This is a genomic window from Rhizobium sp. 05L429 (assembly GCF_056397645.1).
This window is the reverse complement of sequence record NZ_JBFTNV010000011.1, coordinates 54,313-77,437: the sequence shown is the minus strand read 5'-3', so window position 1 is coordinate 77,437 and position 23,125 is coordinate 54,313. Positions and strand designations below refer to the sequence as shown.

At 61.4% G+C, this 23,125-nt stretch carries 23 protein-coding genes; 13 read left to right on the top strand and 10 right to left on the bottom strand.

Annotated features, from left to right (window positions below; translation table 11 throughout):
* Window positions 1-120: 120 nt before the first annotated feature.
* From AC1DNW_RS13865 to AC1DNW_RS13835, 7 genes are all read left to right on the top strand, one after another.
* Window positions 121-447, top strand: coding sequence for a hypothetical protein (locus AC1DNW_RS13865; protein WP_113310955.1), 327 nt, complete (start codon window positions 121-123; stop codon window positions 445-447).
* Complete coding sequence (locus AC1DNW_RS13860; protein WP_113310954.1) at window positions 432-737, top strand: hypothetical protein; 306 nt, start codon at window positions 432-434, stop codon at window positions 735-737. The genes AC1DNW_RS13865 and AC1DNW_RS13860 overlap by 16 nt, the downstream gene beginning before the upstream one ends.
* Before the next feature lie 85 nt (window positions 738-822).
* Window positions 823-1,527, top strand: a complete 705-nt coding sequence (locus AC1DNW_RS13855) for a hypothetical protein (RefSeq protein ID WP_113310953.1) — start codon at window positions 823-825, stop codon at window positions 1,525-1,527.
* A gap of 43 nt (window positions 1,528-1,570) precedes the next feature.
* A complete protein-coding gene (locus AC1DNW_RS13850) occupies window positions 1,571-1,744 on the top strand; it encodes a hypothetical protein (RefSeq protein WP_162748592.1) in 174 nt (57 codons plus the stop codon).
* On the top strand, window positions 1,745-2,242 hold the full coding sequence (locus AC1DNW_RS13845; RefSeq protein ID WP_113310952.1) for a hypothetical protein: 498 nt from the start codon (window positions 1,745-1,747) through the stop codon (window positions 2,240-2,242).
* Between the two features lie 136 nt (window positions 2,243-2,378).
* Window positions 2,379-2,642: a TetR/AcrR family transcriptional regulator gene (locus tag AC1DNW_RS13840; protein WP_477853188.1), complete on the top strand. Its 264-nt coding sequence runs from the start codon at window positions 2,379-2,381 to the stop codon at window positions 2,640-2,642.
* Window positions 2,642-2,785, top strand: a complete 144-nt coding sequence (locus AC1DNW_RS13835; RefSeq protein WP_477853187.1) for a hypothetical protein — start codon at window positions 2,642-2,644, stop codon at window positions 2,783-2,785. The genes AC1DNW_RS13840 and AC1DNW_RS13835 overlap by 1 nt, the downstream gene beginning before the upstream one ends.
* Before the next feature lie 68 nt (window positions 2,786-2,853).
* On the opposite strand, the gene AC1DNW_RS13830 is transcribed toward AC1DNW_RS13835, so the two are convergent.
* Together AC1DNW_RS13830 and AC1DNW_RS13825 are read right to left on the bottom strand one after the other, a co-directional pair.
* The gene (locus AC1DNW_RS13830; protein WP_113310951.1) at window positions 2,854-3,870 is read right to left on the bottom strand and encodes a carbon-nitrogen hydrolase family protein; all 1,017 of its coding nucleotides are present in this window, start codon (window positions 3,868-3,870) and stop codon (window positions 2,854-2,856) included.
* A gap of 284 nt (window positions 3,871-4,154) precedes the next feature.
* Window positions 4,155-5,024 carry an aldo/keto reductase family oxidoreductase gene (locus AC1DNW_RS13825; RefSeq protein WP_113310950.1) on the bottom strand — a complete coding sequence of 290 codons (870 nt, stop codon included), beginning with the start codon at window positions 5,022-5,024 and terminating at the stop codon, window positions 4,155-4,157.
* Between the two features lie 117 nt (window positions 5,025-5,141).
* Here AC1DNW_RS13825 and AC1DNW_RS13820 point away from each other — a divergent pair, with 117 nt between their 5' ends.
* Together AC1DNW_RS13820 and AC1DNW_RS13815 are read left to right on the top strand one after the other, a co-directional pair.
* Entirely contained in the window at window positions 5,142-6,059 is a 918-nt protein-coding gene (locus AC1DNW_RS13820; RefSeq protein ID WP_162748606.1) for a LysR family transcriptional regulator, read from the top strand.
* A 105-nt stretch (window positions 6,060-6,164) separates the two neighbouring features.
* Window positions 6,165-6,836, top strand: coding sequence for a VOC family protein (locus tag AC1DNW_RS13815; RefSeq protein ID WP_113310949.1), 672 nt, complete (start codon window positions 6,165-6,167; stop codon window positions 6,834-6,836).
* 64 nt (window positions 6,837-6,900) lie between these two features.
* On the opposite strand, the gene AC1DNW_RS13810 is transcribed toward AC1DNW_RS13815, so the two are convergent.
* The 3 genes from AC1DNW_RS13810 to AC1DNW_RS13800 all read right to left on the bottom strand — a co-directional run bounded on the left by AC1DNW_RS13810 (window position 6,901) and on the right by AC1DNW_RS13800 (window position 9,451).
* Window positions 6,901-7,314, bottom strand: coding sequence for a hypothetical protein (locus AC1DNW_RS13810; RefSeq protein ID WP_113310948.1), 414 nt, complete (start codon window positions 7,312-7,314; stop codon window positions 6,901-6,903).
* A complete protein-coding gene (locus AC1DNW_RS13805; protein WP_113310947.1) occupies window positions 7,311-8,909 on the bottom strand; it encodes a hypothetical protein in 1,599 nt (532 codons plus the stop codon). The genes AC1DNW_RS13810 and AC1DNW_RS13805 overlap by 4 nt, the downstream gene beginning before the upstream one ends.
* A gap of 104 nt (window positions 8,910-9,013) precedes the next feature.
* Entirely contained in the window at window positions 9,014-9,451 is a 438-nt protein-coding gene (locus AC1DNW_RS13800) for a GNAT family N-acetyltransferase (RefSeq protein WP_113310946.1), read from the bottom strand.
* A gap of 196 nt (window positions 9,452-9,647) precedes the next feature.
* Here AC1DNW_RS13800 and AC1DNW_RS13795 point away from each other — a divergent pair, with 196 nt between their 5' ends.
* The 4 genes from AC1DNW_RS13795 (at window position 9,648) to AC1DNW_RS13780 (ending at window position 16,783) form a co-directional block, all read left to right on the top strand.
* Complete coding sequence (locus AC1DNW_RS13795) at window positions 9,648-11,303, top strand: alpha/beta-hydrolase family protein (RefSeq protein ID WP_113310945.1); 1,656 nt, start codon at window positions 9,648-9,650, stop codon at window positions 11,301-11,303.
* Between the two features lie 280 nt (window positions 11,304-11,583).
* Complete coding sequence (locus AC1DNW_RS13790) at window positions 11,584-13,911, top strand: PAS domain-containing protein (protein WP_113310944.1); 2,328 nt, start codon at window positions 11,584-11,586, stop codon at window positions 13,909-13,911.
* Window positions 13,912-13,926: 15 nt separating this feature from the next.
* Window positions 13,927-15,513 (top strand): CHAT domain-containing protein, encoded by a 1,587-nt coding sequence (locus AC1DNW_RS13785; RefSeq protein WP_113310943.1) that lies wholly within the window; start codon window positions 13,927-13,929, stop codon window positions 15,511-15,513.
* Between the two features lie 16 nt (window positions 15,514-15,529).
* Window positions 15,530-16,783: a hypothetical protein gene (locus tag AC1DNW_RS13780; RefSeq protein ID WP_477853183.1), complete on the top strand. Its 1,254-nt coding sequence runs from the start codon at window positions 15,530-15,532 to the stop codon at window positions 16,781-16,783.
* A gap of 91 nt (window positions 16,784-16,874) precedes the next feature.
* Here the strand turns inward: AC1DNW_RS13780 and AC1DNW_RS13775 are convergent, their stop codons facing one another.
* Genes AC1DNW_RS13775 through AC1DNW_RS13755 form a run of 5 tightly spaced genes read right to left on the bottom strand, consistent with a single transcriptional unit; the run spans window position 16,875 to window position 23,125 of the window.
* Window positions 16,875-19,409 (bottom strand): hypothetical protein, encoded by a 2,535-nt coding sequence (locus AC1DNW_RS13775; protein WP_113310941.1) that lies wholly within the window; start codon window positions 19,407-19,409, stop codon window positions 16,875-16,877.
* An 8-nt stretch (window positions 19,410-19,417) separates the two neighbouring features.
* Window positions 19,418-19,930, bottom strand: a complete 513-nt coding sequence (locus AC1DNW_RS13770; protein ID WP_113310940.1) for a virion core protein, T7 gp14 family — start codon at window positions 19,928-19,930, stop codon at window positions 19,418-19,420.
* Window positions 19,923-20,417, bottom strand: a complete 495-nt coding sequence (locus AC1DNW_RS13765) for a hypothetical protein (protein ID WP_113310939.1) — start codon at window positions 20,415-20,417, stop codon at window positions 19,923-19,925. The genes AC1DNW_RS13770 and AC1DNW_RS13765 overlap by 8 nt, the downstream gene beginning before the upstream one ends.
* Complete coding sequence (locus tag AC1DNW_RS13760; protein ID WP_113310938.1) at window positions 20,398-22,497, bottom strand: phage tail protein; 2,100 nt, start codon at window positions 22,495-22,497, stop codon at window positions 20,398-20,400. Before AC1DNW_RS13760 ends, AC1DNW_RS13765 begins: the two co-directional genes overlap by 20 nt.
* Window positions 22,490-23,125 carry a phage connector family protein gene (locus tag AC1DNW_RS13755; RefSeq protein WP_477853181.1) on the bottom strand — a complete coding sequence of 212 codons (636 nt, stop codon included), beginning with the start codon at window positions 23,123-23,125 and terminating at the stop codon, window positions 22,490-22,492. The genes AC1DNW_RS13760 and AC1DNW_RS13755 overlap by 8 nt, the downstream gene beginning before the upstream one ends.

Here is a 23,125-nt window from a genome sequence, read left to right as displayed (position 1 = left end):
CCTGCCGGCGTCGTTTCCGTGAGTTTGCGTCAAATCCGGCGTTATATCCGTGGCTTGCCTCCGTCAGGAATGAGGCTGCACGGGCGGGACGATTCTATCGGAAATTGGGGAGGGCTATCGATGCCTGTGGTTGTCGGAGCTGCGTTGATTGCAGCATGGTTGGGGGCGATGCACTGGAGCCAGATGCTTCCCGAAGGTGGGCGGCAGGCATGGCGGGTTTTCGTCTATGCGCTGATCGGCGCTCCCTTCGCATATCTCTTTTCGGCTATGTGTCTGTGGCTGATGGACCCGACGCATTCCAACGCACCGTTCGTGTCCTATCTCACCGGCGGGATCTATGCGGTCGTGATCGTGGCGCTCGTCGGCGCTGTTGCTGCCTATCGCTATCGGGACCGGTTCTATCCGCCTCAAAACATCACGCGAACGCACATATGGCTGATGGGCTGAAAAACAGCATCGTATTGCTCGCGGTGCTCGCCTTCCTCGGCGGCCTGTGGACGAGCCTCGCGATCGGCGAGCAGGTGCCGGATCGCTCAGGCGGGACCGGCTATTTCATCGGCGGAATCATCGGCACGGCGCTTGCGATCCTTCTGTTCTCCCTGATCGCATTTTTCATCGTTCGTGACGTCAAGGGCGGGGGCCGGGATGCGCATGCGGGCCTTATGGGCGGAACCTTCGCCTGCCTTGCGGCGACGGGGCTTGGTTATCTCGGTGCGCTCAGCGAGCTCAATGGTTGAGCGTCAACAGATGTGGAAAGAGGCGGCCGCATTTGCGGACGGGGCGGCAAAGACGGGCGGGGCGCGAGCCGCAACGGAGGGAAATATGTTCTCGGGATGTCTGGGGCAAAGGCTGATTGCGGCCGGTATCGGGCTATTTTTGTCTCTTGTGTCGGTCGTTTCCGATGCGGCCGGTGCTGACGATCATGGGCGTCCGGAATTCCTCTTCGGCGTCAGGATGGGTGACAAGGCCGTGAGTATCCTGTCCCAGCAGGGATGGTACGCCTGCGATAACGGAACCATAAAAGCTGCCTGCTTCGACGAGGTCACGCGCTATGGCCGGGTCGGCAAGTTCCAAATCCATATGCTCAACGGCAAGGCTTATTTCGCCGAGTTTTTCCCACAGCGTTCGAAAGGATATTGGGAGACGCTCAAGGCTGTGCGGGCCTCCGGCAATGGCGCACCGACGGTTGTCGAACTGAAGACCAAGAATGCCAATATCGACATGATCAAGGCCATTCACGACCTGGGATCGACGGAGGCCGGCAAGCGGTTCTCCGGCTATCTGCTCGACGATAATCCGAGCTTGTGGTCGATCAGCTTCGTTCAGTTGCCGCGCCCGTCGGATGCCGCTTTCCCCGATGCTGCGGCCTATGAGGACAGTCTGCCGGCAGGGACTTTCGAGATCACTGTCGGCACCTTGATGGATGTCACTTACGTCAGGCTATACCCCACGCTCGCCAGCAACATCGCGGCGTTTCCTGAATATTGCCATGACGATTGCAAGAGCTGGTCGCAGCCCGATCGCTGAGCTGGATGATGGCGGCTGTAAAATTCAAAATGGGCGGGACGTGATGACAGATGATCTGGGTTTCGCATCCGCCGTCATGCCCGCCTTCATGGCGGCGTGGCCTGGGGCGAAATATTGGGGGCGGGTATTGCCGAAGGGGCGGCTCTATTCGCTGCTGGCGTTTCGGCGCAGGTTCTACCTGCCGATAGAGCCCCCGCGGAAAGTGGGCAGGACGTGAATGATACTTGATCTGGGATTTCTTGCCGCCGTCATCCTAGCGCTTGTGGCGGCATGGTTTGCAGCCAAGCATCTGAGCATGTATCTGCCGAGGGGATTCGAATACTCGCTAGTCGCGTTTTTCTGGACGCTGGCCAGCGCGACTTTCGTTTTTGCGTCTTGTATCCTATGCCTGCGGCTGATCGAGCCTTACACCGCACCTGAGCAACGGACAGACTACCTCGCGCGCGGGCGGGGGTGGTTCGCAATGATCATCATGGCGGCCATCTTTTCAGCGCGCAAATTTCGCCTCAGATTCCACCCGCCGGAAAAGCCCGGCGGTTTGCAGATAACAAACCGCACCTCGCGGAAGGCATTCTTGCAATTGCTCACGATATCGTTTTGGGGGTGCATAGCCTCTGGCATTTCCGGTGTTTCGACCGAGGGGACTTCTGTTCTCTTCATGCTCGGGAGCGGGGTGGTCGCAGGGTTTTCTGCATCCGTTCTTTTCAGAGACTGATCTTCCCCAGATTTTCGCCGGCTGCAGAAGACCGGACCAGGCAAAGGCGCACTCATCCCTTATAGCGGAGCCTGATGGTGCGCCGCTCACAATGCGGTCACTTCAGCGCAAGGCAAGAGGAACACAGCGTCCGACCATGCTCAGACCAACCAAAGCCGAAATCGATGCCGGGATCATAGACCGGGCGGCAGCACTTCTTGCGCAGCATGGGCTTGCCCATGCTGCGCTGCAGCAGATTGCCGATGCCGTCGGTTATTCGAAGGCGGGGCTCTTGCATCATCTTCCGACCAAGCAGGCGGTTTATGATGCTGTAATCAAGACCGGGACAGGGCAGTGGTGGCCGTCGCCTTCGAGCGGCCATGCACGAGGCCACCCGGCATTGATCTTGCAAATCTCGTAATGGAGCGGCTGATCCGCATGACGAGCGCCTTTTCCGGCCTGGGTATCACCGCCGGCATTGCGGTGCACTCCAGGCTGACGAAGGAATGGCGGGAGCTCCTCATCGCGACGGCGATGGATGCGCTTGGTCACGGGAAGACATAGGCCGGCACAAGACAAGGCGTCTTATGGCGCCGGCGGGCGGATTGCCCGCCGGTCTGTTTACGGGCGTTTCAGAAAGCTTCGCGGCTGTCGCTTCTCGGATCGCCGTCGATCTGGTGCGGCTGGTAGAGATCGCCGCGGGCGGTGCGCCGCCAGGGCCGCGCAGGGTTCTCCGGATTGGTGGTGATGTCGGCAAAGGCGATGCCGGGCTTCCCGTCCGCTGGGCAGAGGGCTGCCCATTGGCCATTGGGGGCAGCGATGCCGCAGGGAGCAATCACGCTCTGCGGGGCGTGGGAGGCGTAGCTGACCCAATAGGTATTGCTGGCGGCGAGACCGAGCACCTCGGCGGCAAAGGGCGGGGCTGCAGAGGGTGTTTCTCCCGAAGTCGAGAAGAGCATGCAGTCCACATCGAGCCTCTCATATTCGATGAAGATTTCGGGATAATGCGACTCCATGCCGGCAGCGCAGCCGAAGCGAAGGCCGTCCACCTCGAAGGTGACGGGGATCTTGCCCGGCGAATACATGAAGGAGATCTTCGTGTGGGAGAGCAGGCGCTCGTCATAGCGCGTCACCAGCTCGCCCCTGTCAGAGATGACATAGAGGCTGTTATGCGGCCGGTGCGGCGGGGTCAGCCGGTGGGGTGCGCCGAAGACCGTCCAGAGCTTCAGCTCCCTTGCGAGCTCTCTCGTCTCCTCCATCTCCTCGCGCAGGACCTCCCATTGGTAACGGCTCCAGTCGGCAGCGCCGATCTCGGCGGGGCCGATTTCGGAGAGGATGCGCTTGTGGGGAAAGCAGATCGTTCCCTCGGAAAAGTGGAGGAGGCGGGCGCCGGCATCGTGCGCCTGGCGCATGAGGTGGCGCATTTCGGTGCCGTTGGCGCGGAAGGCGTCGGCATCGCGCGGGTCCAGGCGGACCGTGGACTGGGCGACGGCCAGCCGCAGGGATTTGCCTGTGGGCTCATCCGTTTGCGGTTCTGTTCGGGATGTTGTTTGCGGCGCGCGGATGTGGCTGAGGGCTGAAGTATAGGATTCGCCGGTCTTTGCGGCGCGGGTGCGCACCCTGCGTTTGAAGTTTCCGTTTCGGGTCATTGTCAGGCCTTTCCGTCACGGACGCATGTTCCCCGGCAACCACGCCCGAGCGATCGGACCAAGGTTTTCGAACCCGAGACGGAAGTCCCTTTGCCTCCGTTTGAAAGACCCTGCCGGGGAGGATCGATGGAGGTTGGGCGCAGGCCACGCCTAAGCCAGAAGATGTCGCTGCCGGCGCGATTCGTCAATCTGGGGAGGTGCCCGTGAGGAGGCTGTGACGCGACTTCCTGGATGGCGGCGGATGATCCGCCGCCATCTGTTTGCCTTGCGTAGAGTCAGGCGCCTTACGCTGCGGCAATGCCGTTGAGCTCAGCCATTACATCATCGGGCAGCTCGATATCTGCAATCGCGAGGTTTTCCCTGAGGTGACCACGCGAGGATGTGCCGGGGATGAGCAGAATGTTCGGCGCGCGCTTGAGGAGCCAGGCGAGCGCCACCTGCAGCGGCGTGGCGCTGAGGCGGGCGGCGACATCCGAGAGCGTCGAGGACTGCAGGGGAGAGAAGCCGCCGAGCGGGAAGAAGGGCACGTAGGCCGTGTCTTCGTCTGCGAGCTTGTCGATCAGCGCGTCATCCTCACGGTTGGCGAGATTGTACTGGTTCTGGACGCAGACGATGTCTTTGATCTTGCGGCCGTCATCTACCTGCTTTGCGGTGACATTCGATAGGCCGATATGTTTGATCAGGCCCTGCTGCTGCAGCTCGGCCAGAGCTGTCAGCGGCGCCTCGAGCGAGCCTTCGGCCGGACCATGCACATCGAACATGGCGCGCAGGTTGACCACTTCGATGACATCGAGGCCGAGATTTTTCAGGTTGCTGTGGATCGCCGCGGTCAGCTCTTCCTTCGAGAAGGCCGGATTCCAGGAGCCGTCGGCGCCGCGCAGCGCGCCGACCTTGGTGACGATGACAAGATCGTCTCTATAGGGGTGCAGCGCTTCCCTGATGATCTCATTGGTGACGTAGGGGCCGTAGAAATCGCTGGTGTCGATGTGGTTGACGCCGCTTTCGACCGCTTCGCGCAGCACGGCGATGGCTTCGTCACGATCCCGCGGCGGCCCGAAGACGCCCTTGCCGGCAAGCTGCATGGCGCCATAGCCGAGCCGCTTCACCGTGCGGTCGCCGAGTTTGAAGCTTCCCGATTTTTCGACAGTAGACATGAATTCTGGATCTCCGTTTGAAGGCGAAGAGGAGATAGGCCTGGATCATTGGTTGGACAATTGGCTATAATCCGGACGGGCTGTCCTGTGTGGAGGACAATGAGTGAGATCTGGAATATGAAACAAGGTGTGCCTGAAATCAGCGATGTCAGCGCTTTTCTCGCCGTCGCAAGATCCGGTGGTTTCCGCGAGGCGGAGCGGGCGGGCCATATGAGCTCATCGGCGCTCAGCGATGCGGTGCGGCGGCTGGAAGCGGAACTCGGCGTGCGATTGCTCAACCGCACGACACGCAGCGTGGTGCCGACGGAGGCCGGCCGTGGGCTGATGGAACGGCTCGGCCCCGCCTTCAGCGAGATTGATGCGGCCCTCGACTTCGTGAAGGATTTTCGCGATCGGCCGGCCGGCACGCTGAAGCTCAATGTGCCCGTCAGCGCGGCAAGGCTGGTGCTGCCCGATATCGTGCCGGCTTTCCTGAAAGCCTATCCGGATATTCGGCTGGAAATCGTCACCGAGGAGAATTTCGTCGATATCATCGCCGCCGGCTGCGATGCCGGCATCCGCTATGACGAGCGGCTGGAGCAGGACATGATCGCCGTGCCGATCGGCCCGCGCATCCAGCGTTTTGCCGGGGGTGCCTCAGCTGCCTATCTCGCCGCACATGGGCGGCCTGAGCATCCGCGCGATCTGCTCGAGCATGCCTGCATCCGTGGGCGTTTTGCCGGCCGCGCCATTCCGGTCTGGGAATTCGAGCGCGACGGCGAGATCGTCAGGGTCGATCCGCCAAGCCCGCTGATCGTCCAGAACGGCGGCGGTACGGATCTCGCCGTCGATGCGGCGGTGGCCGGAACCGGCATCGTCTTCACCTTCGAGGACTGGCTCAGACCCTATTTCGAAAGCGGCGCGCTGGAGCCGGTGCTGGAGCCCTGGTGGGAAAGTTTTTCCGGCCCCTTCCTCTATTATCCCGGCCGCCGGCTGGTGCCCGCTCCACTGCGCGCTTTCATCGATTTCATCAAGGCGATGCCGCGGGAAGGGTGAGCTGAGATCATCGGCCCGCAACGTGGTAGAGTGGGTACGGGCGATGCATTCGCCGCATCGCCATCATCAACAACACCATCGTAATGACGATGGAGGGGGAAGATCATGAGCAGCGCAAGCAACATGACCGGCAACGGCACGAGCGAGATGAAGCTGGAGATCATTGTCGTGCCAGTTTCGGATGTCGACCGGGCCAAGGCATTTTACGGCGGGCTCGGCTGGCGCCTCGATGCCGATTATTCCTCAGGTGACAATTACCGGGTGATCCAGTTCACCCCGCCGGGCTCGAACGCATCCGTCATCTTCGGGAAAAACGTGACGCCGGCAGCGCCCGGCTCCGCACAGGGCCTCTATCTCATCGTCTCCGATATCGAGGCGATCAGAAAGGAGCTGCGCGAGCGCGGCGTCGAGGTCAGCGAGGCCTTTCATCCCGAGGGTGAGGTCTACAGCGGCCCCGACGTGCCTTATCTCTTCGGCCGGCGCCGGGTCAGCGGCCCCGATCCCGATCGGGGCAGCTACCGCTCCTTCGCTTCCTTCAACGACCCTGACGGCAATGGCTGGCTTTTCCAGGAAATCACCGTCCGGCTAGCCGGCCGCATCACTTCGGACCTTGCCGCCTTCGGCACGGCGAAAGACCTCGCCGCAGGATTGCGCCGGGCGGCAGAAGCGCATGGCGAGCACGAAAAGCGCAATGGCGGAAAGCACGACGAGAACTGGCCGGACTGGTATGCGGAATACATGATGGCCGAGCAGACAGGCAAGCCGTTGCCGCAATGAGGCGATTGCCGAGCGGCGCCGGCCGGATGGGCCGGTCCCGCTCGCCATCTTACGAGAGCCCATGTCACACGGGCTCGATCTGGGCCGCCCACTTCCAAAGATCATCCATCTGGTCCGGTGGAATTCCCATGGCCACCGCGAGCAGATCGATACGGGGGTCTTTACGGGAATAGTCCTGCGCGTCTTCGATCATGATACGCACGGTTTCCTTATCTTTGACCGACATCCCTGCCATGCCATTGACCGTGGAGAGAACATCGGCCTTGAAAATCGGCGGTTCGAGTTCGAGCGCTGCGAGCCAGAGCTGCCATTTCCTGAGGGAAGGGAAGCGATCTTCTGAGCCCGTCGGATCGCGAAGGTATTTCGCAATCGCGGGCTCTTGGTCGTCATGAGGGACGAGGATCATATCAGGCTGATCGCGGGTGAGTATTTCAAGGATAGTTCCGGCGCTGTCGTAGCGAACATACACAGTTGTCATGCGAATAACCTCTTGCAGGTGTAATCATGCCAGCCGCATACCAGGAAGGAGGCTGAACAGGCTGTGCTTGTCACTCCGGCATACCTCCAGAGCTGACCATTAACGTTGCTTCGCGCCTTGCCTGCCGCCGCACTCTGGTCTGGATAGTCGTTGCCCGAGCGTGACCGGCACCGAACCTGATGGGCGGCACCTGTTGTGTAGTTGGCGACGGCAGCATCTGAAACGATCCCGACGCAGTCCTGTCCCGTGCTTGCCACGACAGTGTCAATCAGCACCCAGACATCTACACTCAGCCCGACAGGAATATTGCTCGGTATGGCTAGGCCCTGCACATTGGCGTTGGCGGTGAACCACGTGTAGGTGTCGGTGTTGACCTCATTGCCGGTCTGCCAGAACGGAACAATGTTTCCCGATGCATTGGTGATAATCAGGCCCACGCGGCTCCCAGACAGGCATTCCCACCCGACCGGCTTCGTGACGCCCGCCTCCGATGCCGACAGTGACATCACGAAATCCGTGGTGCCATCTGATGTCTTCTTAACGGCATAGAGAAAATACGTCTTTGACGGCTGCAAAGCCCCTGTGTCGAGCAGCTGAACAAGCGTTTTTGCCGTGGCAACGGTGGTCTGATGCTTCTTGCCGCCAAACCAGCCAACGCCTGGGCCGATGGTGACAGAGGTAACGCCGACATAAGCGGGAATGAATCCTGTAAAGAAATCAAGACCGGTGGAAACACAGACGTATTTGACAACACTACTTGCCAGAACCTTCTTCAGGCCCCAGCCTGCCGCACTGTCCGCGATGGCGAATTCATCGGCATCGACGATGTCGGTCTTTGCAGTCGCACCGTGCACCCAGCCGGCCAGGGTATTGGCGACGTCATTGTAGATCGCCAGCGTCTTGCGATACCAATGAAAGGCGGAAAACAGTCCGCCCGAACCTGGAACCACAACATCTTCCGGATTTGTTGCATAGGCGGCCGCGAGGCCGGCACTGGCATTTGCGCTCGTCGCCGACTGAGCGGCTTCAGCGGCTTTCTGCTGGGCGGTCTGCGTCAGGCCGGCAACAGCAGGAATCTCATCAGCAATATCAGCCACGGTCTCCAGATACTGCGAGACAGCGGCAACGGCTTCCAGCGCGTCGCCTTTGCCGCTGAGCGCCAGAACGTCTGCAATGAGCTTGTCGATCGTCGCTGAATCGAATGACGGGGGAATGGTGACTGCGCGGGCCGCTCTTTCCTTGAGCTGCTGGAGCCTCATCACGACAAGGTCAAGCGCCTGCTCTACGGTTTCCGCATAATAGGCGCCCTGGTTTTCCAGGTCGGTTTCCTGGGTGAAGGGCACGTCCAGCAGCAGCGTTATCCTGCTGCCGTCGGCCGGAGCGGGTACGATGACCGCGCTTCCGCCGCCGTCATTGCCAGTGCCGGTCACGGTGTAATCGGCGTCGAGCACCAGAATTGAATCCGTGCCCGAGACATCCGTCCGGATCACCTGCAGATGCTGGGGTTCGAGGATCTTGAACTTGTATTCGAAATCCGTGGTGACACCGTCCCCGCTATAGGGGCCGGATCGATTTATCTCGCTCGAAATGGTCATGGGATCGCGCCTCTGGTTTTCCAGACCATAGGCGCAGGAAGGTTGTCGGCCTGACCTGACCAAGATTCGTGAGAGAGGCGATCGATCCTTGCGACCTGCGGCCGTTACGCCGAGGCGGCAGACAGCAGCTTGCGGAAGAACATCCGCCGGTGCCGGCTCGGATAGTCATCGATCGCGCCGAAGAGGGTGTAGCCCTGTTTCTCGTAGAAGCCGGGTGCCTGGAAGCTGAAGGTGTCGAGCCAGATGCCGTTGCGGCTGTGGTTTCTTGCCCATTCCTCGGTCTGCAGCAACAGGCTTGCGCCCAGCCCGCGGCCGCGCAACCTTTCCGGCACGAAGAGCAGCTCGACGAAGAGCCAATCATAGTAGAATTTCGCCCAGAGCCCGCCTGCGACCTGGCCGGTCTCGTCTGAGAGCGCGATCGCGAGCGGCCTGTACCTGTCATCCCCCGTCTTCGCCTCGTTGAAGGCAAACAGCGGATTGAGGATTGCGAGGTGATCGGCTTCCGTCGGCTCGGCGATGACGCGGGTGGTGATGGCGGTCATTTTTCGGCTCGCATTCGGATCGGGAAAGGCGTGGCTTAACGGGGCGGGATGTCGGTTTTTGTGATGCGGTTTTTGGCCTGCGGGGCATCAGGCGAATATTGCAGCCTATCATGCGATCACGCGCATCGCTTCTGGATTGTATGCGAGTGTTGTCATACAACAGGGAATGCAGCGTTCGGCGTGTTGGAAGGTGTTCATGCGACATTCCACGATAGCTTCTGTCAGGCCCCTTTCATGGCCCGGTCTTTTCTTCGCGCTGGTCGGCCTGTGTCTGTCGCTGACGCCGAGCCTGATGCCGCGGTCGTGGTTCGTGCAAGGCGCGCTGTCGGGCACGTGTGCGGCGGCCGGATATTGTTGTGGCGCCTTCCTGCAATGGCTCTGGATCTATCTCGAGATTCCCTCGTTCCGGCTTATCACCGGGCGGTTGGCCCGGTCCGTGGCCGTGATAGCAGGCGTCATGGTTGCTGCGTTTTTCGTGTGGCAGTCGTCATCCTGGCAGAATTCCGTCCGGGCGTTGATGCAGCTTGCTCCCAACGCCACGATCGAACCCTTCCTGCTGGTCCTTACCGCGGCATTCGTCTTCATCCTGCTGGTCGCGATCGGCCGGCTTTTCAGACGAATGGTTCTTGCCAGTTATGCCCGCACCAGCCGTTTCATTCCAAGGCGGCTCGCCGCCGTTGCCGGAACCCTGCTGTCGATCCTCGTGTTCTGGGCCATTGCCGAAGGTCTGCTGTTCCATGTTGCGCTGCGCCTCGTCGATTCATCCTTTCAGGAGGCCGACGCGCTGATCGATGACGATACGCCGATGCCTGGCGATCAAGGCAAGACGGGAAGCGCGGCATCGCTCGTCAACTGGGAGGAGCTCGGGCGGCAGGGGCGCCATTTCGTCACATCGGGGCCGACACGGGACCAGATCGGCACCTTCCTGCAGTCTCCCGCAAAGGAGCCCATCAGGGTCTATGTTGGCTTGAACAGCGCAGATAGCCCGGAGGCGCGGGCAAGCCTGGCGCTGGCGGAACTCAAGCGCCAGGGCGCGTTCGAGCGGGCCTTCCTGATCGTCGTCGTGCCGACGGGGACCGGCTGGGTCGATCCCGAGGCCATGGATACGGTCGAATATCTCCTACGCGGCGATGTGGCTGAGGTCGCGATGCAATATTCCTATCTCAGCAGCTGGCTCTCATTGATGGTCGAGCCTGAATACGGGTCCGATGCGGCAAGAGCACTTTTCAACGAAATCTATGCCTATTGGCGGACACTGCCGCGCGATCATCGCCCGAAACTCTATCTGCACGGCCTGAGCCTCGGGGCACTGAATTCCCAATCGTCCGTCAATCTGTACGACGTGTTTGCCGATCCGTTCCAGGGGGCTTTATGGAGCGGGCCGCCCTTTGCGAGTTCCACATGGGCCCATGTGACGGCAAACCGGAACCCCGGATCGCCGGCCTGGCTGCCGCAATTCCGCGATGGCAGCATGATCCGCTTTGCCAATCAGCAGACGACCGCCGATCGTCCGGACGCTGCCTGGGGGCCGGTCCGCATCGTTTTCCTGCAATATGCCAGCGATCCCGTCACCTTTTTCGACTGGCGCGCGCTTTATCGGGAGCCGGACTGGATGAAGGGGGAGAGAGGTCCTGATGTCTCGCCGTATTTCCGGTGGTTTCCGATCGTAACCACTCTGCAACTCGGCTTCGACGCCATGATCGCCACCACGTCGCCCATGGGCTATGGCCATGTCTATGCGCCGCAGCATTACATCGATGCCTGGGTCGCGGTGACGGACCCGGCCGGATGGTCGCCCGAGGAGATTGAGCGGTTGAAGGTGCATTTCGAGAGGGTGTCTGTTGCAAAGTGAATGAAACGGACGAGGGCATTCATCGCCGAAGCCGAAATATTAAAAATGTCTTATTCAGGTGAAATTCCGAGTTATACTTTCGATAGACTACGAAATTGTGATCATGTGTTCTGGATCACATGTTACCGAGCGGTATTTATTCCTTGTCAGTCATCAGTTGACCTGACTACCATCATTTGGAGTTTCGAATAAATAAACAGGCTATTCTTCTTCCTGCAGTTGTGATAGAAATTTTAGCTCGCTGATGTAGTTCCTGTGAATAGTATTGGCGGGCTAACCCATGTCAAAGTCTTCCAGCGACAATATAACGGCGCCGGGGTCGAATGAACTTGTATCGGCCCTTTCGCAAGCTGCATCCGGAACAGGTGATTGGGACATTCTTGCCCATGACGTCGCCGGCATGCTCGCAACACCAAAGCTTGATTGGGAAAGTCTGAGCCTGGCCAAGGAGCATGTTCATTCTCAGTTGCCGGATTCCGCCACCATGCTGGAGGCATTCGTCAGCAAGAGTGCCGACGAAGCCGGTCGGAATGCGTCGGTCGAGATGTTCGATGCCTGCTGCGCCGCCGGCGGCGATCCCGTGCAAATGCTGCGCGAGGTGCACAGGATCCTGCGCAGCTATCTCGCCTTCGACGTGTTCACCTATATCGAATCCTATACGAGCCCCAGGAAAGACATGACCCTGATCCGCGGTCGATTTGCCATGGATGGCGATGCCGAGTTTCCGTGGCCCGCCCGCTGGATGGAAATCCCCACGATCCTGATGGACAGGACGGAGGGGGCCAATATCTCGATTTCCAGTCTCGAGGATTATTACGAGAAAAATCCCGAAGCCAGGGCGCTGCAGGAAAATCCGGTTTCCCAGGAATATAGCAAGCGGGGCATCGAAAGTTACGTCTCTGCCATGCGCATGGACGGCGGCCGCGTTGCGGCCTCGCTGACGCTTGGGCGCCGTGCGAAAACGGAGCCTGGGCCTTTCGGGGACACGGAACAGAAATATCTGAACAGTTTTCGCCTGGAACTCGTCCTGCGGCTGATAGGCGAAGCTTTCGAGCGGCGCACGGTGACCCGGGCAAGGGCAATCTCGGCGCTGTTCACACCCCGCGCCCTGCCGCGCCCCCTGGCGAATGACTGCGTGCGCATGATCGGCGAAGGGTTCGAGCTCGAATATGTGGGCCTGTTTCGCGTCAATCGCGCCCGCGGACAATTCGAGATCGTCGCGCAATATGACACGGAGAAGTCCCTGAAGGTCGAGGACGGATTTGTCCAGAAGCTGGATCAGGGAATGCTTGGCCATGTGCTGAGCGAGGGAAAAGCCCTGTACGCGCGAGATGTCCGCACTAAGCCGCCGCCGTTCGGTTATAAGCAAGCTGCGGAGGCTGCTGCATCGGCCATGTGCCTGCCGCTTCGATTGATGAGGGAAACATCCGTCGAGATCGAATGGATACTCGATCTGGAGTCGACGCAGCTCGACGCCTTCCCGCCGCCGGAGCAGGAGGCGCTGAAACATCTCGTTGAGGAAATCGAACGCGCGCTGCAGCTCTGGTTCGAGGCACGGCTCGGTTCCGTGTTGCTGGACCTTGTCGACCAGGGCGTCGTTGTCCTGGGCGAAGGTACGCGCATCGAGCGCGCAAACAAGGCGGCGCGCAGATTGCTGGGTCTCATGAGAGATGTTCCGCTGCCGCTGCCGGAGGCGGACCGGTACGCTCATCTGGAAGCCTATGGAGCCGATCGGGCCAGCCAGGAAGCAATTGCTTCCGGATCTATCCCGGCGTCGGGCGAGCATCTGCGCCTTATCGGGCCTGACGGCATCGAGCGTCCGGCGATGGCCGGGGCGTCCTATCATGACGACGCATTCCATCGGCACGTATGGCTTCTGGGTGATGTCGAAAATGCTGCATGGGTCGGCTCCCTCAAATATATGGAAATGGCGGTGCAGACTGTCATGGGGCAGGCGCATGGCAACCTGATGCTTGCAGCCGCCCTCTTGAAACGGTCACTCGCCGGCATGGATGCCGCCGGACCGGCCTACTTGTCGGTGGAGCAGGCGCTGCGCTGCCTCACGATGGCGAAGATTCCATATGAAAGAGTGGCAAGCGTCTATGACGTCATCTCACAGCCGAGACGGCGCACGAGCGAACTGGATCTGACAGCAGAACTCCTCCGGTTCCGTGACGCACTGCCTGCCAACGAAGCCGCTACGCTGACCCTTGATGTGCCCGACGGTCCGCTGCTGGTCGGCGGCGATCCGGAGCGGCTTTCCTTCGCTCTTCGCTCGCTGCTGGGATATCCCTTGTCCATCAGCAGTGCGGACAATCTGTTGCGAGCCCGACTGACCGCCAATGGCGCCGTTGCCGAGATCGAAGTCGTCCTCCAGCACGCGATCGCAAGCATGGCGACAATTGAAAGCGAAGTTGACGAGGTGGATGGAGGCGATGGCGGCCGGGACCAGATCGCCTATGCGGAGTCCAGGGCACACGCATTGTCAGGGCACGGTCTGGGTGTGATCCGGGTCGTGGTCGAAGCGCATAACGGAGAAATTCAACAGGGCATTGGTTCCAACGGGGAATGGCGGGTGATTGTGCGCCTGCCGATCAGCCCGACCTGAATCGAGGATAAGCCGATGACATGCCTACTGGTCGTTTCGCCCGACAAGAGCTGGAATCAAGCCCTTGATATCGAATTGAGCTCGATTGAGATCAGCACCGTTGGTGCAGAGACGGGAAATGACGCGGTCGTAGCGGTGGCAAGCAAGAAGGGAGCGTTCGACGGCATTCTCATCGGCGCCATGCCTGTGCACGGAGAGAGTGCCGAGCGTGCGGCGCTTGATGCCGTGGACATCATGAGCGCTGTGCGCCAGAGCGACGGGCACATTCCCATTCTGTTATGGGCTCCGCATCCCTATGATTCACTTGCGCGAATTGCCAGCCGCTACGAAACAACGGCCATCATCTCGCAGGACACGGCCGACAGGATCGGCGAGACGCTGACGCGCCTCAGGGAGTCGCGCAGGAAATACCGGTCCGTCCCGACGGCCACCGCGCCGAGCGGGACGGTCGAACTCGAAATCGGCGCGACGAGCATCCGTGTCGTGGTTGCTGCAAGCGGCAAGGGCACCATCATGGAGATGACGCGCGCCTGGACCGGGCGCAACAAGCTGACGCAGCTGAACCAGAAATTCTCGACATGGGAACTGCGGCGCCGGGCCGGCACGGCGCCGGCCCGCTACGTCGACGACTGGGATCTGATTTTCAAGGAAACCGGCGAGGACCTGTCGGACGAGCTCGCCTATTCGGCCGAAGAAATCCGCAAGGGGATCGTCGAGTGCCTGAACTATGTCGGTACGCTGGACAATATTCATGTCCGCTTCAGCCTTCTGACCGACGCGGCAAATCCCTCCCATCCCTTTGTCTACGTTCCGTTCGAGCTGCTCTACGATCAGCCCAAGGAGAATTTCGTCCGGTTTCTTTCTCCGGTAGCGCGCCGCATCTGCCTGCAGAAGGAATCGTTGATCGCCACACCTCTGGCCAGCGCGCAGTCTTTTTCCGGCCCCGTCCTGTTCGTGAAGTCGGATGCGCATGGGGTGCAGGAACTGCCGGGCGTGAAGTTCGGCGGCAGGCCACAGTTGGTGCTGCCCAAGCTTGCAGCGCTCGACGCGGAATTCGAAGGCATAAGGACCGCCCGGGAAGAGGCCGAGCTGCCGCATCCGGAGCTGCTTTTGCTGCAGGCCGGTCCGCTGGATGCATTGACGCAGCTGCGGGAAAAGATGGCCGCGCCGCTGCAGGATGCGCCGTGGCAGATCCTGCATTTTGCCGGGCACAGCGTTCGTGCCGACGATGGCACCGTCTTCCTGGTTTTGCCCGGATCCGCGCCGGGCAAACTGGCGATGCTCGAGATCGGCGCGTTTGCGCGCTGGGCGAGAGAATCCCAGCTGCGGCTCGTCGTGCTGTCATCGTGCCAGAGCAGTTCGCCCGATGCGGTCTTCAGGCTGGCGCAGGCCGGTATCCCGGCCGTGATCGGGTTCCGCTGGGAAGTGGACGATCAGGAGGCCTCCTACTTTACCCAATGCCTCCATCAGGAGCTCGCCAAGAACATCGCGATGGCGCGCGCCTTTCACCATGCTGTCAGCCTGACCCGGACGAATTATCCGAGGAGCCCAACCTTTGCGTCCCCCATGCTGCTCGCCCAGAATGAGGAGTGGACCGTATGATCCCAAGGAGGAGACCGTGTCGTTAACGACTCTGCTCGGCTTCAAGCAATCCATCGACAAGATCCGCTCGGCGCCCAGCCAGCCGCGTCTGGTCGAATGGTTCGAGAATGATCGCGTCACGCATGACGATCTGCCTGCACGGGTCGACGGCCGGGCGTTCGAGCCGGGCGGGTGCTATTTCGCGCTTCGGCTGGCGGGCCTGCATCTCACGGACTCGCGGCGTTATGCGCAAAAGGTGCTGCCGCTCTGCGTCTGCCTTGCGGAGTTCAACCGCGGCGGCAAGCGGGAGACGGTGCCTTTCTCGCTCGGGCCTGACACGATCAGGCAAAAACTGCAGTTGACGCAGCCGGATGCCGGTGACGAGGACAAACCCCAGTCGGGCTGGGTCGAGCTTCGCGATATCGAAATCATTCCGCCGACGCCGGTTTCCCAGGCCAATGTGGAAGCCTTTATCGGCGTCTATGCCGTTCCGGGCGACGATATTGCAAAGACGCTCTTGAATGTGATGGGAACCATCAGCCAGGCTTTCGGCGGGGCGCTGTCGCCGGCGCTGGCGGTGGCCGAAAAAGTTTATGACGGATTTACCTCCCTGCTGGGCGTGAAGGAGGTCACGCCGGCGGTCGAGGCGCTGCATGGAAACCTGCTGCGCAACAGCGGCTATCTCCTCGTGTCAAACGCACCGGAGGATACGCCCCTCAAGGGCAAGCTCTTCGTTTCGAAGGGAAGGCTTCGCCATGGCGCGGATCCGGTTTCCAGGCTGGTCACGGAGTTCGACTATTGCCTGGTCAGCGTGCAGAGGCTCGATTCACTGGTGGAAACCACGGGCACGGCGCCGGATCTGTTCGGTTCTCTCTGGCAGGAGGTGATCGAGGGTTTCGGCGGCGATCCGAGCGCTGCGGCCAATGCCTTCAAGAAATTGCAGCGCGCCGTCTACGGATCGGCGCAGCTGATCCCGCGGGATCGCGACGCGCTCATTGCGGGCTATCTGGTGGAATATCAAAAGGCGGCGCAGGTCTTCGGCGTCGAGGTAGCGACGGCGGGTGCATCGCGCGGCGGCGAACTGGACAGTGTGATGAGCGCGGTCGCAGAGTTTCCGACGATCTATGAGGCTCTCGTCGGTGGCGGCCAGGATCTCAATGAAAAACAGAAAGACGAGCTGAGATCGGGATCAACCGTCTGGAAGCGTGCTTCCGAATTATTTCCGTCGCTCGCGGAGCAGCCGACAGGGCACGTGTCCGATCGGATCGTCCAGGCTGTCCTGGCGAGTTAGCCTGACCTCATCGGCCAGAGAGGTTCAATCAAGGCCCCGGCTGAGCAGCTGCCGGGCAATGCACAGCAGCCGCGTGTCCTCATATCCTACATCAACGATTGAGAATAAATGCTTCATATCCATCCTCAATCTGCTTGCGCGTCGGTCTCGGCTTGCCCGGCTCCGTCAGATCCGCCTCGATCGCCATCCTGAGATCCCGCGGAATATCCTCGTACTGCACCGCAATATCGAAACTGGCGTCGTTGGCGCGGCTGTTGGCTTCGAAGATGTAGCCTGAGGTCTCGCTTGCCGGCAGCCCGCGGCCGTGGCTGGGCATGCTGATGACGATCGGCAGGAGCAGGCGGTTGATCATTTTCTGGACGTCGCTTTGCTGCGGGTTCTGGCCGTTGTTGATCGTTTTGAACTCGTCCATCTGGTCCACCAGCATGGTCTGGAACAGGGCAGCGCGGCGGGGGGCTTCACTCGATGAGAGGAAGCCGGCGTTGTTCAGGAGGCCGAGACCTTCGAGCTGCGGGCGGGCGAGTTCGAAGGCGGTGGTGAGGTCGAGGCTTTCGAGGCGTGCCTTGCGCTGGTTGGTTGCAGCCATCTGTTGCCAGCCGGTGACCTTTTCCCAGTCCTTGTCGGAGAGTTTTGCGCGATACTGGAAGGCGTCGATCTGCGCGAAGGCGGCGGGGTCGTTGGCGAACTGCATCTGCAGATCGTAGAGGGTGTGAAGATCGGTGGTCGGCTGGCCGTAGGCGCGGACTTTTTCCTTGTAGTCGAGAAGCGTCGACATGCCTGTGGGGCCAATGGCCTGGCGGATGTGGACCGGCAGTGCCCTCGGGTCGAAGTTGGGGTCGGCGATCACCTGGTTGTTGGCCCATTCCTGCATCTGTACGCGGTTCGCGTCCACCGCCTTTTTCTGCGAGATGCAATAGGATTCCAGCTGCGCGGCAGTGGCGGCGCGCAGGCTGGGATCGGTGATCCCGTTCAGGCCCTCGTCGATCGCTGCAAGGCCGTCGGGGTTGTAGTTCGGCAGGTTCATCGTCTTCTCGTCGACGATGCCGGATGTGCGGAAGCCGATGACCTGATTTGCAGCATGGGCGGTCAGCGCGGTTTCGCCCGCACGTCTGGGATCGGGGCCGAGCACGAGAATATTGCCGTCGGCATCGTAGCCACGGAAGAAGCCGATATGGCCCTTGTCTTCGTTGTTGTTGTTGTTGCTGTTGCGAGTGCCGCTCGTGGTGCCGGCCTGCTGTGCCGTGCCGAGGACGACGAGGTCGCCCGGGCGGGGCGTTTCGGTCGGCAGGCCGAAGCGCAAGAAGGCTTTGGATGCGAGCGTCGCGGCTTCGATGGCGGTGCCGGCAGGGGCTGCTGCGCGCAGAACGCGTGTGGCAAGCGTAGCCAGCCAAGGCTTGAGCGAGGGATCCACCGAGGGGCCGGCGGCGTTTTTCACGAAACCTGCGAGTGCCACGTCGTCCTTCGCCTTGCCGGGGAAGGCGAGCGTGCCTGCGACGGTGCGGAAATCTTCGGGGCCACTCGGCTGGCGGGAAGGGGCCGGAGGGGCAGCGGTCTGAGCGCCGGTGGTCTGCGAGGCCGTGTTCTGTGAGACTGCGGTTTGAGATGCTGTCGTCGGCGAATTGGCCGGACGGGTGCCCGCGGTGCTGTCGCCGGCGTCCTTTACCTCGAGGCTGCCGGCCTGTCGGCCACTGGATTTTGTGCCTGCGCCGGCGGGCTGGCGGTTATCTGTCTCGCCGTCGGCCGCCTGGGGCTCGGCCTGCGCCGAACCGGGCGAAGCGCCTGTGTCCGGCGCGCCGGTATAGGTCGGGGGAAGGCCGGCGATGATGTCGGCGGCGTTGCGCTTGCCCTTCTCGTTGGTGACGGCAGGTTCCAGTGATTTCAGCAGTTCGGTCTGGTCGGCGGGCAGCAGGCCGGGGGCCGTTCTGGCATATTGCTCGGCCTTGATGGGGCTTTCGTTCGCCATTCGCAGCACGACTTTCTTCGTCGTGTCGGAGACATATTGCGCGCTCTCCCGGGCGAGCTTTTCCTTGCTCCAGCCCTGCATGCGGCCCTGATGCTCGATCTCGGTGATGCCTTTGTGAATGGCGGCGGTGACCTTGGCCGGGTCGTTATAGACGGCGACGGCATCCTCGGCCGAGGACTTGATGCTCTTTTGGGATGTCTCGGCAAACCAGGCCTTGCGCTGGTCGAATGTGTGGCGGATCGTGCTGTCCAGCAGGGTGCTCATGCTGCTGCGGGTGGCCTCCTCATAGGCGCGCGCCGCACCGGGCCTCAGGCCCTTGCCAAATTCGGCGCGTTTCTGCTCGGCGAGCTTTTCGAAGGCGGCGCGGCCCTCAACGGCGGCGCGGCCGGTCAGCGTCAGGAAGCCGTTCTTGCCATGAAGCGCCTCGCGCTGCCAGTCGCCCAATTTCGTTTGGCGATCCTTGGCGGCGTTGGCATTGTCCAGCTCTTCGACCGTCACGACGGCATCGGCCAGCGTGCCGAGGCCGGTGGCGGCATTCTGCATGCCGCGGCCGATGGCGGCGCCGAAGGCCTCGGCATCAGCCTTGACCGTGAAGCCCTCGGTATATTCCGGGCGAAGTGCTACGTGCTGCTGCGTATCCTGATAGGTTGGAACGGTCGGCATTCATCACCTCACTTGAAATAGCCGAGGGCCTGGCCCTGCGTATAAACCTTGCCCGAGCCGCCGAGGATCGTTCCTACGGCATCGAGGTAGCCACCCTTGACGGCGGCATCGGCGCGCATGCGGTCGAGCTTGGCGCTCGCCAGCTGGTTGGTGCCCTGCATCCTGTAGCCATAGGCTTCGCGATAGGCATTGGTGCGCACGTTCAACGCATCGATCTCGCCCATTTTAGCCGTGTCGACGATCGTATCGAGCGGTGAGCCGAAGGTGAGGTCGACGCCGTTTGCGGCCATCGCCGCGCGCTGGCGGCCTTCGAGTTGCGAGGTCTGCAGGCGCTTCTGTTGCTCTTCCTGCTTGCCGCGTTCGATCGCGTCCTTTGCCTGCTTGTCGGCAATCTGGGCATTCATTTCGGCGACCTGGGCGTTGTATTTGTTCGCCTCGCTGGTCGCCTTTGCCTGCTGCACCTGACCGGCTGCGCCGAGAAGCGTCGAGCCCAATGTCAGTGCAAGACCAAGATCACACATCGGTCTCTCCCATTTCAAAGAGTTGGCCCATTTCGAAGAGCCGGAATGGATGCCCGTTGATCTCCACAGGCTCGAAAAGCCGGAAGCCCAGCCATTCGAGCCAGCGCAGGGAGACCGTGTTGCGCGCATCCACGAAGTTTCTGATCACGGCATAACGGCTCAACAGTTGAGCAGGCCAATCACGTGAGATCCGAAGAAAGGCACGGAAGTTTTCCTCCACCGCATCCGTGCCGAGCAGCCAGGGCGCGCCGATGCCGGTGAGGATGTTGATATCGCCGACACCCCACATCACCTCGGGCCGGCCATCGAAAAACGCGGTCCAGGCGAGCGACGAGTGGCGGTAGGAGAAGGAGAGCGCCGAGATCGGCGAGCGGCCCGAGGCGGCGAAGACTTCGTCGCGGTCGGCGGCCCGCATTCGCGCAGCAATCTCTCTGATATGGTCGGGCCTCGCCGGCATGATCGCGATCTCAGCGGCCAAGGGTGACATCCGGCATGATGGAGAGGATCGTCATCGGCAGCGGGTCGAACTGTTTCACCCACATGGCGCCGCTGGTGTTCCAGTCCCAATAGGGGGTGATGGTGAGATCGCCGGTATAGAGGCTGATCGCCTCGTTCCAGTTTTCGTTGCGGCGCTGCTTGTATTCCACCAGCACATTGCTGTCGCGTTCGCCATCCTGCGGCCCGGTGAAGATGCCGCGGGTGTTTTCCACCCGGAAGGTCACTTCGGAGACGGATTTGGTGCGGCCCTGCACGGTGCCGAGGCCCTGCACCTGGCCGACATCGAGATCGAGCGTTTCGATGGCCGCCGTCACCGGCAGGCCGATATGGATTTTCGAAGCGGCGTTCTGCAGCCGCACGCTGCCACCGCTGACGGTCAGATTGCGCACCACATTGCCGTCGGCAAGCGCCACGACGGCTTGACCCTCGAGATGACCAAGTCCGGTGATGGTCGCGGCGGGCGGACCCTGATAAGTCAGTCCGCAATCGACGAAGAAGGCATCCTCGACAGCGTCGAAGGCGCGGCTGTGCAGCCGCTCGATATAGCGTTTCCGGGTGCCATTGACCGTGCGGCGCACGATGAAATAGGGCACATCCTCGCCATTCTCCTCGATGACGGTCACATCCTCGAAGAAGGCGTCATTGCCGGGGCCGCTTTCATGGCGGGTCCAGGCCCAGACATCCTGCTCCTTCATGTAGGTGAGCGACACCAGTGCGCCGTCGTCGAGCACGACCCAGACCACGGAGTCGGGCGCCTGCGCATAATCCCAGGCTGATATCTCGCGGCCCTTGAAAAGGTGGCGGGCAAGGATGGTCAGGTCCTTCCCGACATAGCTGTCCTGCGTATAGTCATAGGAGAAATCGCGCACCACGCCGCCAAGGCGCTGGGCAAAGAGCACAGTATTGCCGACGACGATCGGCTGCACCTTGGCGGCGCCACGATAGCCCTGGTTATCGAGCTTGATGGCGGAGGGCGAAATCGCATCCGCGGTCGAGCCGCCGGTGACGATCCATTCGGAACCCGATGTCAGCAGCAGCAGGCCGCGCACCGAGATCATCGAGCGGATCTCGTTCACCTGCCGGGCGCGGATGCGGAAGGTCACGGCATCGCTTGCCTTGGCGGGCGAGGAGACGCTGAAATTTTCGTAATTGGCGGATTGGCTGAGCCAGACGGCCTGCGGATCGCTGGAGGTCGAGGCGAAGGCGAGCCGCTGCTCGATGAAGGTCACACAGCGCGGATAATTGCCCGCCGCATTGAAGGGGTTGCGGCCGGTTTGCGGCGTGTCTGAGAGGTCGGGCGTGATGTTCTCGTCATCGAAGGTGAGGCCGGTCGTGCCGCCGACATAGCCGAAGATGCCGTTATCATCGCGATAGACGATGTAGCGCGCCGCGCCCGTGACGGCGGCCCAGGCGACACGGTTGATGCCGCCCTGGATGGCGAGGTCGTTGACGGTGGCGCCGGCATTGGAGGGCAGGCTTTCCTCGCCGCTGTCGGCGACGGAAGAAATGCAGTAGCGGTATGTGGTTGCCACATAGCCGGGCTTGCCTGATGTATCACCGGGCTTGGTGACCGAAGGCGTGCCCGCCGGCGGATTGATCAGCGGCTTGAACAGGACCGTCGTCAGCGTCCAGTTATTGTCGGCCAGCCGCCCGAGCTTTCGCACGGGGTGATTGACGTGGCAGAGATAGAGCACATCGGCTTCCTGCACGAAGACCAGATCCTGCACGTCCGCTGCCGTATAGGCGGTCACGACCTCGTAGGGAGCGGCGCCGGTCAGCACCAGCCCGCCATCGCGGAAGATGCGGATATATTGGTGGCCGAATTCCAGGATATAGGTCTGCTCGGTATTGAACTGGAAGCGGATCAGCCGGGCCTGTTTCGTGCTGTCCTTGATCTCGTGGATGAATTGCAGCCCGGCCCGGTTCGACACGCCGCCATGCGGGTGCACGAAGACATTCAGCGCCGTGCGCAAGCCGCTTTGATACTTGGTGAGATCGACGCGGGCGCCAAGTGCCGGCGAAAGCTCGCCTGCGGTGAAGGAGGGCTGGTAAGCGCGAAAATCAGCCATGGGCGCGCACCGCAATCAGTTCGCTGACGAAATTCTCGCTCGTGTGCCTCACCTGATTGGCCTCGGCCTGTTCGGCGGCGGCCGGCGTGCTCTGGGCAATCGCCATCGCATCGGCGCGAATTTTCGGATCGCGCGTCAGCGGCATGGCAAGCCGCACGGCCAGATGCCAGGAGAGCGCTTCGACGAAGAGCGGCGAATATTTCGTCGGGTCGGTCAGGCGGCAGGTATAGCGCAGGAGCACCGGCGAGAGATCGCAATAGAGCCTGTCGCCTTCGAGCGCGTAAGGGTACTGCAGCTCGCGCCCGGCCTCGTCGAGATCGGGGTTCAGCGCTTCGGGCGTCGCGGCGGCATCGGTGGAATAACGCGGCCGGATCCAGCGGATCTGCAGGCAATCGGCCGGCCGCGCATAGGAATGGCGCCAGACCCCCGGCTTGTCATTCTCCAGTTCGCCCAGCGACAGCGTCTTGCCGGCGGCCTGCCAGGAAAAGGACTGCAGCAGCACATCGCGCGTCTGCGCATAGAACTGATTGCAGGCGCGCGCTTCGGCGCTCTTTTCGGTGAGATCGTTGATATTGTCCTTGCCGATATTGGAAAGGGCGAGATTGCAGATAGAGACGACAGTAGCCAT

Bases quoted from the DNA above. Each gene is read 5' to 3' on its own strand.
- AC1DNW_RS13865 (WP_113310955.1), top strand. From the start codon at position 121: ATGCCTGTGGTTGTCGGAGCTGCGTTGATTGCAGCATGGTTGGGGGCG.
- AC1DNW_RS13860 (WP_113310954.1), top strand. From the start codon at position 432: ATGGCTGATGGGCTGAAAAACAGCATCGTATTGCTCGCGGTGCTCGCC.
- AC1DNW_RS13855 (WP_113310953.1), top strand. From the start codon at position 823: ATGTTCTCGGGATGTCTGGGGCAAAGGCTGATTGCGGCCGGTATCGGG.
- AC1DNW_RS13850 (WP_162748592.1), top strand. From the start codon at position 1,571: ATGACAGATGATCTGGGTTTCGCATCCGCCGTCATGCCCGCCTTCATG.
- AC1DNW_RS13845 (WP_113310952.1), top strand. From the start codon at position 1,745: ATGATACTTGATCTGGGATTTCTTGCCGCCGTCATCCTAGCGCTTGTG.
- AC1DNW_RS13840 (WP_477853188.1), top strand. From the start codon at position 2,379: ATGCTCAGACCAACCAAAGCCGAAATCGATGCCGGGATCATAGACCGG.
- AC1DNW_RS13835 (WP_477853187.1), top strand. From the start codon at position 2,642: ATGGAGCGGCTGATCCGCATGACGAGCGCCTTTTCCGGCCTGGGTATC.
- AC1DNW_RS13830 (WP_113310951.1), bottom strand. From the start codon at position 3,870: ATGACCCGAAACGGAAACTTCAAACGCAGGGTGCGCACCCGCGCCGCA.
- AC1DNW_RS13825 (WP_113310950.1), bottom strand. From the start codon at position 5,024: ATGTCTACTGTCGAAAAATCGGGAAGCTTCAAACTCGGCGACCGCACG.
- AC1DNW_RS13820 (WP_162748606.1), top strand. From the start codon at position 5,142: ATGAAACAAGGTGTGCCTGAAATCAGCGATGTCAGCGCTTTTCTCGCC.
- AC1DNW_RS13815 (WP_113310949.1), top strand. From the start codon at position 6,165: ATGAGCAGCGCAAGCAACATGACCGGCAACGGCACGAGCGAGATGAAG.
- AC1DNW_RS13810 (WP_113310948.1), bottom strand. From the start codon at position 7,314: ATGACAACTGTGTATGTTCGCTACGACAGCGCCGGAACTATCCTTGAA.
- AC1DNW_RS13805 (WP_113310947.1), bottom strand. From the start codon at position 8,909: ATGACCATTTCGAGCGAGATAAATCGATCCGGCCCCTATAGCGGGGAC.
- AC1DNW_RS13800 (WP_113310946.1), bottom strand. From the start codon at position 9,451: ATGACCGCCATCACCACCCGCGTCATCGCCGAGCCGACGGAAGCCGAT.
- AC1DNW_RS13795 (WP_113310945.1), top strand. From the start codon at position 9,648: ATGCGACATTCCACGATAGCTTCTGTCAGGCCCCTTTCATGGCCCGGT.
- AC1DNW_RS13790 (WP_113310944.1), top strand. From the start codon at position 11,584: ATGTCAAAGTCTTCCAGCGACAATATAACGGCGCCGGGGTCGAATGAA.
- AC1DNW_RS13785 (WP_113310943.1), top strand. From the start codon at position 13,927: ATGACATGCCTACTGGTCGTTTCGCCCGACAAGAGCTGGAATCAAGCC.
- AC1DNW_RS13775 (WP_113310941.1), bottom strand. From the start codon at position 19,409: ATGCCGACCGTTCCAACCTATCAGGATACGCAGCAGCACGTAGCACTT.
- AC1DNW_RS13770 (WP_113310940.1), bottom strand. From the start codon at position 19,930: ATGTGTGATCTTGGTCTTGCACTGACATTGGGCTCGACGCTTCTCGGC.
- AC1DNW_RS13765 (WP_113310939.1), bottom strand. From the start codon at position 20,417: ATGTCACCCTTGGCCGCTGAGATCGCGATCATGCCGGCGAGGCCCGAC.
- AC1DNW_RS13760 (WP_113310938.1), bottom strand. From the start codon at position 22,497: ATGGCTGATTTTCGCGCTTACCAGCCCTCCTTCACCGCAGGCGAGCTT.
- AC1DNW_RS13755 (WP_477853181.1), bottom strand. From the start codon at position 23,125: ATGGCTACTGTCGTCTCTATCTGCAATCTCGCCCTTTCCAATATCGGC.